This is a genomic window from Streptomyces sp. NPDC088923 (genome assembly GCF_044749745.1).
Taxonomy (GTDB): domain Bacteria; phylum Actinomycetota; class Actinomycetes; order Streptomycetales; family Streptomycetaceae; genus Streptomyces.
On sequence record NZ_JBIVIO010000001.1, the window covers coordinates 1,750,491 to 1,765,967 of the forward strand.

Annotated in this window: 13 protein-coding genes; 10 read left to right on the forward strand and 3 right to left on the reverse strand. The window is 74.0% G+C overall.

Going from position 1 to position 15,477, the window contains the following annotated elements; translation table 11 throughout:
* Positions 1–37 precede the first annotated feature (37 nt).
* Together ACIP4O_RS07935 and ACIP4O_RS07940 are read right to left on the reverse strand one after the other, a co-directional pair.
* On the reverse strand, positions 38–1,489 hold the full coding sequence (locus ACIP4O_RS07935; RefSeq protein WP_401572793.1) for a hydrolase: 1,452 nt from the start codon (positions 1,487–1,489) through the stop codon (positions 38–40).
* Positions 1,490–1,608: 119 nt separating this feature from the next.
* Positions 1,609–3,030, reverse strand: a complete 1,422-nt coding sequence (locus ACIP4O_RS07940) for a hydrolase (protein WP_401572795.1) — start codon at positions 3,028–3,030, stop codon at positions 1,609–1,611.
* 268 nt (positions 3,031–3,298) lie between these two features.
* Here ACIP4O_RS07940 and ACIP4O_RS07945 point away from each other — a divergent pair, with 268 nt between their 5' ends.
* From ACIP4O_RS07945 to ACIP4O_RS07960, 4 genes are all read left to right on the forward strand, one after another.
* Positions 3,299–4,894 (forward strand): phage tail sheath subtilisin-like domain-containing protein, encoded by a 1,596-nt coding sequence (locus tag ACIP4O_RS07945; protein WP_401572796.1) that lies wholly within the window; start codon positions 3,299–3,301, stop codon positions 4,892–4,894.
* 86 nt (positions 4,895–4,980) lie between these two features.
* Positions 4,981–5,424 (forward strand): phage tail protein, encoded by a 444-nt coding sequence (locus ACIP4O_RS07950; RefSeq protein WP_007827253.1) that lies wholly within the window; start codon positions 4,981–4,983, stop codon positions 5,422–5,424.
* Positions 5,424–5,915 (forward strand): hypothetical protein, encoded by a 492-nt coding sequence (locus ACIP4O_RS07955; protein WP_401572797.1) that lies wholly within the window; start codon positions 5,424–5,426, stop codon positions 5,913–5,915. The genes ACIP4O_RS07950 and ACIP4O_RS07955 overlap by 1 nt, the downstream gene beginning before the upstream one ends.
* On the forward strand, positions 5,912–6,067 hold the full coding sequence (locus ACIP4O_RS07960) for a DUF6760 family protein (RefSeq protein WP_239096479.1): 156 nt from the start codon (positions 5,912–5,914) through the stop codon (positions 6,065–6,067). The genes ACIP4O_RS07955 and ACIP4O_RS07960 overlap by 4 nt, the downstream gene beginning before the upstream one ends.
* A gap of 192 nt (positions 6,068–6,259) precedes the next feature.
* Here the strand turns inward: ACIP4O_RS07960 and ACIP4O_RS07965 are convergent, their stop codons facing one another.
* Positions 6,260–7,336 (reverse strand): hypothetical protein, encoded by a 1,077-nt coding sequence (locus ACIP4O_RS07965; protein WP_401572799.1) that lies wholly within the window; start codon positions 7,334–7,336, stop codon positions 6,260–6,262.
* A 1,342-nt stretch (positions 7,337–8,678) separates the two neighbouring features.
* On the opposite strand from ACIP4O_RS07965, the gene ACIP4O_RS07970 reads away from it, so the two are divergent.
* The 6 genes from ACIP4O_RS07970 (at position 8,679) to ACIP4O_RS07995 (ending at position 15,452) form a co-directional block, all read left to right on the forward strand.
* Positions 8,679–9,764, forward strand: coding sequence for a hypothetical protein (locus ACIP4O_RS07970; RefSeq protein ID WP_401572801.1), 1,086 nt, complete (start codon positions 8,679–8,681; stop codon positions 9,762–9,764).
* A 163-nt stretch (positions 9,765–9,927) separates the two neighbouring features.
* Positions 9,928–10,353 (forward strand): phage tail protein, encoded by a 426-nt coding sequence (locus ACIP4O_RS07975; protein ID WP_009065102.1) that lies wholly within the window; start codon positions 9,928–9,930, stop codon positions 10,351–10,353.
* 22 nt (positions 10,354–10,375) lie between these two features.
* A complete protein-coding gene (locus tag ACIP4O_RS07980; protein ID WP_401572803.1) occupies positions 10,376–11,095 on the forward strand; it encodes a LysM peptidoglycan-binding domain-containing protein in 720 nt (239 codons plus the stop codon).
* A complete protein-coding gene (locus tag ACIP4O_RS07985) occupies positions 11,095–12,999 on the forward strand; it encodes a VgrG-related protein (RefSeq protein WP_401572805.1) in 1,905 nt (634 codons plus the stop codon). Before ACIP4O_RS07980 ends, ACIP4O_RS07985 begins: the two co-directional genes overlap by 1 nt.
* 60 nt (positions 13,000–13,059) lie before the next feature.
* On the forward strand, positions 13,060–13,494 hold the full coding sequence (locus tag ACIP4O_RS07990) for a GPW/gp25 family protein (protein ID WP_361322400.1): 435 nt from the start codon (positions 13,060–13,062) through the stop codon (positions 13,492–13,494).
* Positions 13,494–15,452 carry a putative baseplate assembly protein gene (locus tag ACIP4O_RS07995; RefSeq protein ID WP_401572807.1) on the forward strand — a complete coding sequence of 653 codons (1,959 nt, stop codon included), beginning with the start codon at positions 13,494–13,496 and terminating at the stop codon, positions 15,450–15,452. Before ACIP4O_RS07990 ends, ACIP4O_RS07995 begins: the two co-directional genes overlap by 1 nt.
* Positions 15,453–15,477: the final 25 nt, after the last annotated feature.

A 15,477-nucleotide genomic window follows, 5' to 3' on the forward strand; every position in this document is an offset into this window, starting at 1 on the left:
CGCCGTGCCGCGGGCGCCGCCCCCTTGCCCCCTCGGCTCAGAGCTCGCTGGGTATCAGCGCGAGCCCGTTGATCGGGTTGCCGTTCGACGTGGTCCCGACGAAGAGGTAGTCGGGGCGCGGCTTCTTGACACAGATCCAGTCGCCGAGCTTGGACGTGTTGACGAAGTGCACGGTGTGGCACAGCTGTCCGTTGCCGATGGTGACCTTGAGCCCCGCGAAGGTGGTCGGGTCCGGGGTGCCGGTCTCGACGTGCTCACCGATGTAGACGTTGTTCCCGTCCGCCGTCACGGGCGTGGTCGGGAGCCACTTCGGTGCCCCGCCCGGGTTCTGGACGAGTGCGGCGGCGCTGATGCCGCCCATGTTGTACGAGGCGAGGTTGAGCCCGGTGAACGGCTCCCCGAAGGTGTTCCCGTCGGCGTGGATACCGGCGAAGGTGCTGTCGCAGTTCGGCTTGGACCAGTGGCCCCTGCCGGTGCGGGCCCGCATGCACATGTGCTTCTTGTCCGGCTCCTTGGCGGAGAGCGCGCGCACCGCGTCCGCCGCCGTCTCCTCCTTGGGCTTCTTCGGCGCCGTTGATTCCTTGGGCTTCCCGCCCCCGCCGCCGTCGTCCTTCTCCGACTCCTGCGGCTGGGGCTGGGCGGCCGGTGATTCGGCGGGGGCGGAGGGCTGGGCGGGCAGTGAGGGCTGGGCGGAGGGGCTGGGCGCGAGGGAGGAGCCCACCTGTTCCATCTGTTCCTCGGCGCGCGTGGACACCGCGGGCTTGTGGGAGAACCAGAACATGACGAAGGCGAGCACGAGGGCGAGGAGGATGCCGAGGAGGGTGGCGAGCCAGCGGGGCAGGAAGCCGCGTTGCACGTACGTGCCGTCGACGGCCTCCGGCGGGACGCCGGCGCGCTGGACGGCGACCTTGAAGGGGTGTTGTTCCTTCGAGCCGAACCAGATGATCCGCTTCGGCCGCAGGGTGACATCGATGAAGTGGGCGCGGCCGGGCTCTATCTGGGCGTTGCTCGGGCGTATCTCGTAGGAGAGCTGGTCGCCGTTGTCCTCGCCGGTCATCGAGGTGGTGAGCTTGGTGTTGCCGAGGTTGTCGACCGCGAGCCGGGGCCTGCCGCGCAGGCGTCCCGCGACCGTCGTGGGCACCAGCTCGGCGCGCATCTCGCTGAACGGGAGGATGGTGAGGTTGCCCTCGGGGACCGTCACCGCGTCCGGGTGCTCGGTCGGCGTGATGCGCACGGCGTACGGGTTCGGGCCCGCCTTCGCGTCCGGCGTGCGGGGTGGCGCGAAGGTCAGCTCGACGGTCCCGGTCGTGCCCGGGTAGAGCCGCAGGACCGCTGGTTCCACGGTCGTCCAGGGGGCGAGATCCCCGACGGGTTCGAAGCGGTATTCGTCGACGACGTCACCGGTGTTGCGCACGCGCAGCCGCACCTGGGTGCTGCTGCCGGGCTCGACGGTCGCCGACGCTGGTTCGAGGGAGGTCCACAGGCTCACCCGCGCAGGCTAGTTGGCGCGTGAGAAGGCGTCAGGGAGCGCCAGGGCACACCCGGTGCGCGAAAGGGCCACATATGCCTACCCGGGCACCGGGCGAACCATGCGCGGCCCCCCCGACGTCACACGTACTTGATGTACAGGAGCATCCCGTCGATCGACTTGCTGTTGTCGTTGGTGCCGATGAAGAGGGACTCGGGCCTGGCCTTGTCACAGATGTTCTCGCCCTGGCTGTCCGTGACGTGGAAGTGCGCCACATGGCAGATCTCGTACTTCCCGACGCTGATGTTCAGCCCGATCATGAACGGCGGGTAGTCGCCGTTGGCGCCGATGTAGATGTCCAGGTTGTCCCGGACCGGCGTCCACGGCAGCCACTTCGGTGTCCCCGAGGGATCGGTGACGTGCGCCTGCGCGGAGATGCCGTCCACGCTGGAGGCCGCGATGTTCATGCCCGTGATCGGCGGGCCCGTCTGGCCCCAGGCGCCGAGCGTGTTCTCGCAGACAGGCTTGCTCCACTTGCCGCCCTCGTAGCGCAGGCGGTAGCAGATGTGCGGCGCGTCGGGGTCCTCCTTGACCTTCCGGTGCAGCGCTGTGGCCGCCGTCTCCACGGGCGGCTTGTCCGCCTTGGGCTTCTCCCCGCCGCCGCCGTTCCCGCCGCCGTCGTCGTTCTGCGACTGCGAGGGCTGGGGCTGGGCGGCCGGTGATTCGGCGGGCGCGGAGGGCTGGGCGGGCAGTGAGGGCTGCGCGGAGGGGCTGGGCGCGAGGGAGGAGCCCACCTGCTCCATCTGCTCCTCGGCGCGCGTGGACACGGCGGGCTTGTGGGAGAACCAGAGCAGGGCGAAGGTGATGGCCAGGGCGAGGAGGATGCCGAGGAGGGTGGCGAGCCAGCGGGGCAGGAAGCCGCGTTGCACGTACGTGCCGTCGACGGCCTCGGGCGCGACGCCCGCGCGTTGCACGGCGACCTTGAAGGGGTGTTGTTCCTTCGAGCCGAACCAGATGACGCGCTTGGGACGCAGGGTGAGGTCGACGAACTGCGCGCGCCCCGGCTCGATCTGGGCGTTGCTCGGGCGTATCTCGTAGGAGAGCTGGTCGCCGTTGTCCTCGCCGGTCATCGAGGTGGTGAGCTTGGTGTTGCCGAGGTTGTCGACCGCGAGCCGGGGCCTGCCGCGCAGCCGCCCCGCGACCGTCGTGGGCACCAGCTCGGCGCGCATCTCGCTGAACGGGAGGATGGTGAGGTTGCCCTCGGGGACCGTCACCGCGTCCGGGTGCTCGGTCGGCGTGATGCGCACGGCGTACGGATTGGGGCCGGCCTGCGCGTCCGGAGTGCGCGGGGGCGAGAAGGTCAGCTCGACCGTGCCCGTCGTGCCGGGATACAGGCGCAGCACCGCCGGCTCGGCGACGGTCCAGGGGGCGAGGTCCCCGACGGGTTCGAAGCGGTATTCGTCGACCACGTCCCCCGTGTTGCGCACGCGCAGCCGCACGCGGGTGCTGCTGCCGGGCTCGACGGTCGCCGACGCTGGTTCGAGGGAGGTCCACAGGCTCACCCCGGCAGGCTAGTTGCCACGTCGGAGCACGTCAGGGGACGTGGGGGCACACCCGGCTGCGCGAAGGGGTCCCGTTCCGCGCCGGTACGGGCCGTACGCCCCTTTGGCGGCGCCCGCGCGACCGGGCCCCCGGCCCTTCCCCGTACCCGCGTCGTGCCTCAGGGGGCACGAGGAGTGCCCCGGACACGGCACCCACGGACGTTTCGACCGGCTCGCCGCGCGCGTGAGGGTGACAAGCGAGCATCGTGTACCCCGAGGAGAGCAGAGCATGCCGTCGTACCTGTCGCCCGGCGTCTACGTCGAGGAGGTGGCCAGCGGATCGCGCCCGATCGAAGGAGTGGGCACCTCGGTGGCGGCCTTCGTCGGACTCGCGCCGACCGGGCCGCTCAACGAGCCCACCCTCGTCACCAACTGGACCCAGTACACGGCGGCCTTCGGTGAGTTCACCGAGGACTACTACCTGGCGCACTCGGTCTACGGCTTCTTCAACAACGGCGGTTCCGCCGCCTACGTCGTACGGGTCGGGGGCGCCCCCCAGGGCGCCTCGGCCGCGGACTCCGGTGAGCCCGCGAGCGGCGCTGTCAAGTCTCGTACGCCCGCCGCGCTGACCGCCGGGGAACCCCGCCAGCTCGGTACCTTCTCCGTCTCCGCGAGCGGCGAGACCCCCGCGGCCCGCCTCAGCGTCGAGGTCTCCGACCCCGAGGGCGAGGGCCCCGCGGAGCGCTTCAAGCTCATCGTCAAGGACGGCGAGAAGGCCGTCGAGACCTTCGACGTGAGCGCGAAGAAGGGCAACCGCGCCTACGTCGTGACGCAGGTCAAGGAGAACTCCCGCTACATCACGGTCACCGAGGCCGCGCCCACCGCGCAGCTCGCCCGCCCCGAGAACCAGTCGCTCGCCCTCCCCGCCGCCCCGCCGGCCGCCGCGGCGCCCGCCGTGCGCGACGAGGTCGCGAGCCCGGGCCCCGCCCAGTACCTCGGCGACAGCAGCGACCGCACCGGCTTCGGCGGCCTGGAGGCCGTCGACGAGATCTCCATGGTCGCCGTGCCCGACCTCATGGCCGCCTACCAGCGCGGCGCGATCGACCTGGAGGCCGTCAAGGCCGTCCAGCTCGGCCTCATCGCGCACTGCGAGCTGATGGGCGACCGCGTCGCCATCATCGACCCGCCGCCCGGGCTCAACGCCCAGCAGATCCGCGTCTGGCGCCAGGACACCGCCGGCTACGACTCGAAGTACGCGGCCCTGTACTACCCGTGGATCAAGTCCTTCGACCCCGCGAGCGGCCAGTCCCGCCTCGTCCCGCCGAGCGGTCACATCGCCGGCGTGTGGGCCCGCAACGACTCCGAGCGCGGCGTGCACAAGGCGCCCGCCAACGAGGTCGTGCGCGGCGCCGTCGACCTGGAACTCCAGATCACGCGCGGCGAGCAGGACCTGCTCAACCCCATCGGCGTCAACTGCATCCGCGCCTTCCCGGGCCGGGGCATCCGCGTCTGGGGCGCGCGCACCCTCGCCTCCGACCCGGCCTGGCGCTACCTCAACATCCGCAGGTACTTCAACTACCTGGAGGAGTCCATCCTCATCGGCACCCAGTGGGTGGTCTTCGAGCCCAACGACCACCAGCTGTGGGCCCGCATCCGGCGCAACGTCTCCGCCTTCCTCGTCAACGAGTGGCGCTCGGGCGCCCTCTTCGGCGCGAAGCCCGAGGACGCCTACTACGTCAAGTGCGACGAGGAGACGAACCCGCCGGAGTCCGTCGACGTCGGCCGCGTCATCTGCGAGATCGGCATCGCGCCCGTCAAGCCCGCCGAGTTCGTCGTCTTCCGCCTGGCGCAGTTCTCCAGCGGCAGCGGCGAGCTGGAGGAGTAGGCGCACGCTTTCCCCGAGGGCCCCCGCGACCGGGGGCCCTCCCGCAGTTCCCCTGGCAGTACCACCGCAGCGCGAAGGACGAGCACATGAGTCTCCAGCCGGGCGATGCCCTCACATCGCATAATTTCGGCCTCCAGATCGACGGCGTCATGGTCGAGTACCTGGCCGAGGTCAGCGGCCTGAGCCTGGAACAGGACGTCATCGAGTACCAGCAGGTCTCGGCGCAGGGCGTCCCCGTCGTCAAGAAGATGCCGGGCGTCCAGAAGGCCGGCACCGCCACCGTCGTGCGCGGCATGACGCAGTCCAAGGCGTTCAACGACTGGATCAACCAGTCCGTGCGCGGCGAGATGAGCAGCGCCCGCAAGAACGCCACGATCATGGTGATGGACTACCAGAACAACCCGGTCAAGCGGTACAACATGCGCAACGCCTGGTGCAGCAAGATCGACACCAGCACCGTCAAGGCGGGCGAGGCCAGCGCCCTCACCGAGAGCGTGACGATCACCTTCGAAGAACTGGTCATCGAGTAATGCGGCGCACTGCTGCCCGGGCGGCGGGCGGCGGGCCCGTCCCGCCGCCCGCCGCGGCGTCGGAGGAGCCCTCGGGCACGGGCCCGGTCACGGCCGTCGCGCCCGCCCCGGCCCCCCGCCGCCTCCAGACCGAGTTCCCCTTCGAGCTTCCGCGCGGGTACGTGGACGACGCGGGCACGCTGCACCGCGAGGGCGTCATGCGGCTCGCGACGGCACGCGACGAACTCGTCCCGCTGCGCGACGTACGCGTCCAGGAGAACCCGGCGTACCTGTCGGTCGTGCTCCTCGGCCGGGTCATCACCCGGCTCGGCACGCTGCCGCTCGTGCACGACGGGGTCGTGGAGAACATGTTCGCCTCCGACCTCGCCTTCCTCCAGGACTTCTACCGGCAGATCAACGCCGAAGGCCACACGCGCGCGGCGGTCGAGTGCCCGCACTGCGCGGAGCCCTTCGAGATCGACCTCGGCGGGAGCCGCCTGGGGGAATCGTGACGTACGCGAGCGACCGGCTGCACGAGGAGATCGCGTACGTCGCCTACCACTTCCACTGGGGCCAGGACGAGATCCTCGACCTCGAACACCACGACCGCCGCCGCTACGCCGACCACATCGCACGACTGGTGGCGCGGGGATCGGGGGGCTGAACGCATGGGGTTTCTGGAGCGGGTACGGCGCGGGGGCCGGGGGGTCCCGGCGGAGGGTGCGGGAGCTTCCGGGGAGGTCTCGGGGGTGGAGGTCCCGGGGACGGGCGCGGCTTCGGCCCCGGGTTCCGGGGCTGATTCGGGTGGCGTGACGCGGCCCGTCGCCGCCGTGGCGTGGCGTGCCCTGCCGCCGCTTCAGCGTGCCCTCGGGGGCTCGCCCGCGGGGGTCGCCGACGCGGGGTTCGCGGGGCGGCTCGCGACGTGGCAGAGCCCGGCACTCGGCGCGGGGCGCGGGCCGGGGGTGCTCGACACGTCGGGGGACGCGCTGCCGCTGTTCTCCGTGTCCAGGCCGGGGACGGCCGAGCCGGGCGCGGGGCCGGCACGGGCTGACGGGGCAGCGGGGTCCTTCGCGCCGGGGCCCGTCGAGACGCCCGCGCCGCAGGCGCCGGTGCAGCGGGCGGCGCTGCCGATGATCCCGGGGGAAGAGGCGTTTCTGGCGGCGGGAGCGGCAGGCCCGGCGGGTCTCCCCGCCCCGGCCGCGACCCCGCCTGCCCCCGCTCCGCCCGCGCCCGCCCCGGCACCCACGGCCCGGCGGGCCGGTACGGGGCCGGTACGGACGACGCGCACCGGAGCGGTACGGGGCGCGGCCGCGCGTACCGCCGGGGCGCCCGCCCCCACGTCCGGCCCGGCTCCCCGTCCCGTGCGGAGCCAGGCGAGCCCGGCCCCGGTGGCGCGGAGCACCGCTGCGGCGCCCAGCCCCGGACGGCTCACCTCCGCGACGGCTCCGGTCCAGCGCAGGGTCCTCCCGGCCCGGGCCTCGACACCGTCGGCCTCGGCCCCCGCGTCACCGAGTGGGACGCCCCGGAAGGCGGGCGAGACGGCAGGACCCGGACGCGGCGCGCAGGACGCGCCCTCGGGGGCGACCGCGCGGAGCGCCCCGGCGAGCGGGCCGACCTCTCCGTCCCCGGCGACGCGACCGGGAACCGCCGAGGCGCCCACGACGGCGGGGGCCGTACGGACCGAGGGCGCGGCCCAGGCTCCGGCAGTGCCTCCGGCCGCGCGGGCGGCCGCCCAGCCCTCGGCGTCTACGGGCCCTTCCGTGCAGAGGGCGACCGCACGCCCCGTACCGCGCCCCGAAGGCCCCGCGCCGCTACGGGGACCGGGCGCGCCCGTACGGGAGCCCGGTGTGCCCGCTCCGGTACGGGGGCCGGGCGCGGACCCTGGCGCGAGGTCCAGCGCGCCCGAACCCGCGCCGCGGCGCGCCGAGTTCACGCCCGGACGGAAGCCGGCGACGGACGCGGCCGTGCGGCGGCCGGACGCGGCAGGACCGGTCCGGGAGACGGGTGCGGGCGGCCCCGCGCGGGAGGCCGGGTCCGGCCCCGCGCGGGAGACCGGTGCGTCCGTTCCGGCGCGGGAGGCCGGTACCGGGGTGGCCGGGCCCGCGCGGACGTCCGGTGACGCCGCGCCCGTACGGCCTTCGGCGCCCTCCGCCCCGGCACGGGGGCCCGTTGCGGGCGGCTCCGCCGGGGCCGGTCCGGTGGGGCCTTCCGCCGTGACATCCTCCGCCGGGTCCTCCTCCGCGCCTGTGCAGCGTGCCGTGGCAGCAAGGCGTGGCGGTCCGTCCGGTGAGGCGGAACGGGCTGCCTCTCGTCCGGGCCCGGCGTCCGTCCCGCAAGGGGGCGAACGGCCGGTTTCGCGCGGTTCGGCCGCACTCCCGAGCGACGGAGAGCGGCCGGTCCAGCGTCGTGCCACCGTTTCGCGTACGGAAGGGGCGCCGGGTCCCGCTGCCGCCCCCCGCGAGGGAGAACGGCCGGTCACGGCACCCGCGCCCGGCCGCCGCGTGCGACCGGGACTCGGCGCGCCGCTCGGCAGTTCCTCGGCGCAGTCACCGGCGAGCCCACCCGCTGCCGGGGACGCGCCCCGTACGACCACCGGCCCGGCGCGCCCCGCCGGACCGGGCGTCTCCGGGGACGTCACCGCTCCCGGGCCGTCGGCTGCCTCGGGGCCATCGCCCGCTCCGGCTCCCCAGGCCGCCCCCACCCCTCCGACCTCGCGCCCCGTGCAGCGGTCGGCCGCGAACACGCCCCCGCGTCCCCGGCCCGCGCGTCCCGCTCTCGGCGCCCCGCTCCCGGCTCGCCCCGTGGACGCGAGCGGACCGAGCCCGGCCCCGTCGCCCGCACCGAGGACACCGGCCGCGCCCGCACTCGGGACACCGGGCGCGCACCCACCGAAGGCACCGGCCGCGCCCGCACCCCGGGCACCCGCGCCCGCGACCAGCACACCGGCACCGGCGCAGCCGCCGGCCGGAACGGTGCGGTCCGGTTCCGGAGCGGAGAACTCGCCCCGCGGGGAGGCCCCTTCGGTCTCTCCGCGTGCGGAGGCTCCCGTCCCGGGAGAGGTGGCGCGGCCCGTCCGGAGCGCGTCGGCCGGAGGAAGTGCGACGGAGGCGGCGAGCGGGCCCCGGGCAGCGCACGTGCGGCGGGTGGCGGCTGTCACCCCTCGTACGGCCACCGTCCAGCGTGCGGAAGCGGCTCCCCGCGCGGCAGCCGGCACGCCGAGCGCGGCGCGTGCGAAGACCTCGCCGGGCGAGGCCGCCCGCCCTGGAACCACCGCCGTGCCTGCCGACGTGTCGTCCCCCGGCACGGTGACTTCCTCGCGCGGGGAGGCCGCGTCCCGTGCCGCCACGCCGTCCGGCACCGCCCCGTCCCCGGCGGCACCGGCGTCTCCGGCGGCATCAGCGCCCCGCCCCGTCGTCGCTCCTCGCACCGCCGCGCCCGTGGCCCCGGCGGCGGTGCCCGTCGTCGCGCGACGCCTCCTGCCCGGCGCGCCGGACCGTACTCCCGACGCGGCAGGCGCTTCCGCGCCGACCGCCACGACCGTGCCCGGGCCCTCCGTCCAGCGCGCCCCGGCGCGGAAGTCCCGCCCGGAGGAAGCCTCCACGCAGCCCCCGTCCGCACTCCCGCAGCCGCCCGCGAGCGACGCCCCAGCCCCCGCGCCCACCTACGCGCCCACCCCCGCGCCCTCCTCCGCACAGCGCACCCCCGCACCGCCCGCCTCCGCACCGCATCCCCCCGCCGTTCAACGCCGTACGGCCCCCGTCCCCCTGCGCAGGACGCCCGCCACGACGACCGGTGCCCCGCCGGCGGTCACCCGTCCGCGCCCGGTGAGGCCGCTCCCCGTACCGTCCAGCGCCGCCGAGCCCGCCCCCGCGATCCAGCGCACCACCGCCGGCGCACCCGCCACCGAGGAGCCGGCGGCACCTCCCGCCGCGCCCCTGCCCACGGGACCCGCCCCGACCCCCGTCCCCCTCGCCATCCAGCGTGCGGCGGCCCAACTCCCCACGAGCGCCCGCACGACCACGCCGCCGCACCCCTCGACCGCGCAGCTCCCGACCGCACAGCCCCCGACCGCGCAGCCCCCGACCGCGCAGCCCCCGACCGTGCAGCGCCGCTCCGCGCCGCCACCGCCGCCGCAGGCCCCGCGCGCGGAGGCGAAGCGGAGCCCCGCTGGCTCCTCCGCTGCCTCACCCGTCCCCGAAGCCGCTCCGGTGCCCGAGGCCGCCTTCGACCCCCGCGCGCTCAACGACTTCCAGCTCGACGAGCTGACCCACCGCCTGACGGGACGGATCACCCGCCTGCTCCGCACCGAACTCCGCCTCGACCGCGAACGCATCGGCAGACTCCGCGACCCCCGCCAATGACCACCGGCCCGCCCCGTCCCCCGGCCCGCGCCCCCCGCACCACCGGGCACGGCGCACCGGCCGGCCCCTCCGCCCCGGCGCCACCGCCCGGCCCGCCCCGTGCCCCCGCCGCGTGACGGCAGCCCCGTCCCGCACCTGACGCTCCGCCCCAGAAAGGCCCCCGATGTCACGCGAACTCGACCCGGGTTCCACCATCTTCTTCACCCTCACCATCGACGGCGAGAGCCTCGGATACTTCAACGGGTGCGAGGGGCTTTCGTCGACCGTCGAGGTCGAGACCCGGCAGGAGGGCGGGAACAACGGCTTCGTGTGGCAGCTTCCCTCCCGCGTGACCTTCTCCACGATCCGGCTCACCCGGCCGCTCACCCCCGACACCACCAAGGTCGCCAAGTGGATCTCCTCCGTGACCACCGGCATCAAGCGGCCCACCGCGCAGATCGCCGCCCTCCGCGCCGACGGCTCCGAGGTGGCGCGCTGGGGGCTCATCGATGTCCTGCCCGTCAGCTGGCAGGGGCCCTCGCTCGACCCGGCCAATCCAGGCGTCGCCACCGAGGTCCTGGAGATCACCCACCACGGCTTCACGGACTGAACGGACTGAGGGGACACACGTCATGGCTTCCAGCAGCGGCGCCGGGAAGAGTCTCGTCCGCGCCAGTCTCGCCATCCACGAGCCGCCCGTGGGCGACGGCACCTCGCCCGGCGGGCTCATGAAGACGTTCGACTTCGACTTCAACCCCACGGGGCTCCAGCTCCAGCGCCGCACCGTGTGGAAGGCGACCGCGACCGCCGCCGTGCGCGACGGCGCGACGCCGGAGTTCATGGGCCCGGAGCCGCGCGAGATGACCGTCGAGATCTTCCTCGACACCTCCGACGAGCCCGGTTCGAACACCGTGCTGCGCAAGGTCGAGTCGCTGCTCGACTGCTGCGAGGTGACGAGCAAGAGCATCGCCGCGAAGCGGCCCTCGCCGCCCTGGGTCGTCTTCCAGTGGGGCTCCTTCTCGACGGCCCGGTTCATCGCCTACGTCGCCGCCGTCGACGTCTCGTACTCCCTCTTCGGCACGACCGGCGTGCCCATCCGCGCCACCTGCCGGGTGACCCTGCACGAGATACCCGGCTCCACCGAGGGCCAGAACCCCACCTCGGGGGCGCTCACCGCGCGCCGCGTGCACCGCGTCGTCGCGGGCGACTCGCTCCAGTCGCTCGCCTGGAACGAGTACGGGAACACCGCGGCCTGGCGCGCCATCGCCGAGGCCAACGACATCGACGACCCCTCCCGGCTCTCCAGCGGCACCGAACTCGTCCTGCCCGCCGCCGAGGAGGTGCGTGCCTGATGACCCGCCCCGCCCACTCCGCCGTCCTCCACGTCACGATCGGCGGCGCCCCGCTGCCCCGCGACATCGCGCCGCTGCTCGTCGACGGCTGGGTAGACCAGGGCGTCGGCGTCCCCGCCGCGTTCCGGCTGACCTTCCGCGACCCGTACCACAAGGTCCTCGGCAAGCTCGGCGCCGACTTCGGCACGCCCGTCGTCATCGCGCCCGTCGCCGACGGCAAGGGCGCCTCCGAGCCGCTGCTCACGGGCGAGGTGACGGGGCTGGAGGCCGATTACGACGGCACAGGGTCCTTCACCGTCGTCCGCGGCTACGACGCCGGGCACCGCCTGCTGCGCCAGCGCCGCGTCGCCGCGTACCGCAACCAGTCCGCCTCCGACATCGTGCGCAAGCTCGCCGGACTCGACGGCGTGCCGATCGGCCGCGTCGAATCGACCCGTACCGTCTACGAGTTCCTCAGCCAGGCCAACGTCACCGACTGGGACTTCCTCGCCCGTCTCGCCGACGAGAACGAGATGGTCATGTCCGTCGACGCCAAGGGCAAGCTGCAATTCGTCAAGCCCGACCCCGCCTCGGGCGCGCCGCCCGTCAGCACACCCGGCGACAAGAGCCCGTACGTCCTCGAAGCCGGCACCGACATCCTGCGCCTGCGCACCTCCGTCACCGCCGCCGAACAGGTCGCCACCGTCCAGGCGCGCGGCTGGGACGTCACGACGAAGAAGGAACTCACCGCCACCGCTCCCGCCAAGAGCAACCCCGCCATCGGCATCGGCACGACGCCCGGCAAGGCCGCGGGGAAGTTCAAGAGCGCCAAGCTCGTCGACGCGCAGGTCCCCTACGACCGCCAGGCCGAGGTCAAGCACGCCGCCGACGCGCTCGCCGACGACGTCACCTCCTCCTTCGCCGAACTGGAGGTCGTGGTACGCGGAACACCCAAGCTGCGCCCGGGACTTCCCGTCGCGCTCGCCGACGTGGGCGCCCCCTTCGAGGGCAAGTACACCGCGACCTCGGTACGGCACGTCTTCGGCGACGGCAAGCACTACGAGGCGTGGGTCACCGTCAGCGGCAGGCAGTGGCGCTCGCTCTACGGGCTCGCCTCCGGCGGGGGCGGCGGCGACCGGCAGGGGCTCGCGCTGCCGGGGGTCGTCAACGCGCTCGTCACCGACGCGCAGGACCCGCTCAAGCAGGGCCGCGTCAAGCTGCGCTTCCCCTGGCTCGACGACGCGTACGTCAGCGACTGGACCCGCGTCACGCAGTGGGGCGGCGTACGCGGCGGCTCGATCTTCCCGCTCGACGTGGGCGACGAGGTCCTCGTCGGCTTCGACCGGGGCGCACTCGACCACCCGTACGTCCTCGGCGGCCTCTACAACGGCAAGGACAAACCGACGAAGGTGAGTGACGTGCCCCTGCACGACGGGGCGCGGCAGAAGGCCGCCCGCCACACCCTCTCCGACCGCACGGGCAACAGACTCGACCTGCTCAGCCAGCGCACCGGCGGCAAACAGGGCGTGCGCCTGACGAGCGGGGACGGGAAACTCGTCGTCAACCTCGACCGCGCGCAGACCGAGATCACCGTCGACAGCCGGGGCGCGGTGAAGATCAAGGGGAGCAAATCGGTCTCCGTGGACGCCGGTACCAATCTCTCGCTCAGCGCCAAGGGCAGACTGAGCATCAGCAGCGGCGGACCGCTGAGCATCAACGGGAAGGGGCCGGTGAGCGTCAGCAGCCTGACCGCGCTCAACGTGGACGGCGGACCCGCGCTCAGTCTCAGCTCCAAGGGCGTGGCCACGCTCAGCTCCCTGGGCACCCTCCAGGTCAACGCCACCGCCAACCTCGGACTGCGGGCCGCCTCGCTGCTCGTCCAGGGGATCGTCATGGTCAACGGGAAGCCGTACCCGATCCCGTGAGCCACCGGCCCCCCTTCCCCGCACGCCCGACACCCCACGACGAGAGCAGGTGCGTCCTCCATGGCTGAACAATTCGTCGGTTCCGGCTGGGCCTTCCCGCTGCGCATCAGCCCCACCGGGGGCATCGCGCTCGTCAGCGGCGAGCGCGAGGTCGAGGAGGCCATCCGGCTCGTCCTCGCCACCGCGCCCGGCGAGCGGCCCATGCGCCCCGAGTTCGGCTGCGCGATCCACGACCTCGTCTTCGCCCCCGTCAACGAGGCGACGGCGGGACGCATCCAGCACGAGGTGTACGCGAGCCTCGACCGCTGGGAGCCCCGGATCGAGGTCCACGAGGTCGACGTCACCGCCGGGGCCGAGCAGAACATCCTCTACATCGACGTGCGCTACTCGATCCGCGGCACCAACAACCCGCGCAGCCTCGTCTTCCCCTTCTACGTCATCCCCTCCCACGAGGAACCGGGCACGCCCGGCGCCTCCCCCGAAAGCGACCACTGATGGCTCTGCCCTCGCCCCACCTCGACGACCGCCGCTTCCAGCAGTTCGTGGACGACGCCAAGCGCTACATCCAGCAGCGCGCCCCCGAGTGGACCGACCACAACGTCTCGGACCCCGGCGTGACGCTCGTCGAGACCGTGGCCCACATGGCCGACCAGGTCGTCTACCGGCTCAACCGCGTCCCCGAGAAGAACCACCTGGCCTTCCTCGACCTCGTCGGCATCACCCTCTTCCCGCCCGCCGCCGCCCGTACCGACGTCACCTTCCGGCTCTCCGCGCCGCAGGAGGACACCGTCCGCCTGCCCGAGGGCACCGAGGTCGCCACCCAGCGCACCGAGAGCGAGGAAGCCGTCGTCTTCGCGACCGAACGGGACCTCGCCGTCGTGCCCTGCGCGCTCGGCCACCTCGTCACGCAGCGCCAGGGCGCCTCCTTCAGCGACCGCACCACCGACCTCGCCGAGGAGAAGGACGTCCTCTGCTTCGCCGAGTCCCCGCGCCCGGGCGACGCGATGCTCTTCGGCCTCACCGCCGCCGTGCCGCACTGCGTCGTCGCGCTCGAACTCGACAGCCGCGTCGACGGCGTCGGCGTCGACCCCCGGCAGCCCCCGCTCGTGTGGGAGGCGTGGACGGAGGACGGCTGGCAGGAGTGCGAGGTCGACGAGGACGGGACCGGCGGTCTCAACCGTCCCGGGGACGTCGTGCTGCACATACCCGGCGGGCACGTCGTCTCGCGCTCGGGCGGACAGCCGGGCGGCTGGCTGCGCTGCCGCGTCACCGAGCCGCTCACCAACCAGCCGTTCTACACGACGTCCCCGACCGTGCGCTCCGCCGCCGCCTGCACCGTCGGCGGCACCGTGCCCGCCGTGCACGCCGACACCGTCACCGACGAGGCACTCGGCGAGTCCACCGGCCTCCCGGGCCAGCGCCTGCGCCTCGCCCACGCCCCCGTCGTCGGCGACAACCCGCCGCTCCTGCTCCAGACCGCCGAGCAGGACGGCTGGCAGGACTGGCACGTCGTCCCGCACTTCGCCGCCTCGGGCCCCGAGGACCGGCACATCACCGTCGACGCCACGACCGGCGAGCTCGCCTTCGGCCCCTCCGTACGCGAACCGGACGGGACCCTGCGGCAGTACGGGGCCGTCGCCCCCAAGGGCGCGGTCATCCGCGCCCGCCGCTACCGCATCGGCGGCGGGCGCGCGGGCAACGTGGCGCGCGGCGCCGTCCGCGTCCTGCGCACCTCGGTCCCGTACGTCTCCGAGGTCGTCAACCGCGAGGCCGCGCGCGGCGGCGTGGACGGTGAGACCGTCCAGGAGGCGAAGGTCCGCGCACCCATCACGCTGCGCGCCCAGGAACGCGCCGTGACCCTGCGCGACTACGAGGAACTCGCCCGCCGCGCCGCGCCCGAGACGGCGCGCATCACGTGCCTGGAGGGCGAGGAGAACGAGCACGGGGCCTACGCGGTACGGGTCCTCGTCGTCCCGCAGGCGGTGCCCGACCCGGGAGGGCGGCTCCGCTTCGAGCAACTGGTCCCGGGCGACGCCCTGCTCCGGCGCATCACGCGGCACCTCGACGAGCGGCGCCTCATCGGCACGCGCATCGCGGTCGGGCCGCCCTACTACCAGGGCGTGACGGTCGTCGCGACGGTGCACGCCTTCCGGGGCGTGGACACCGACCGCGTACGGCGCGAGGCGCACGACGCCCTCTACCGGCACCTCGACCCGCTCACCGGCGGCGCGGACGCCAAGGGCTGGCCCTTCGGGCGGCCCGTGCAGGCCGGGGAGGTCTTCGCGGTGCTCCAGCGCGTGCCGGGCGTCGAACTCGTCGACGAGGTCACCCTCCACCCCGCCGACCCGCTCACCGGCAAGCGCGGCGAGGCCACCGACCGCATCGACCTCCGCGAGCCCGCGCTCGTCTTCTCCTACGACCACCGGGTCCGTGTGATCGGGGGCAATTCCTGATGGCAGACTATGAGTTGATGGGGGA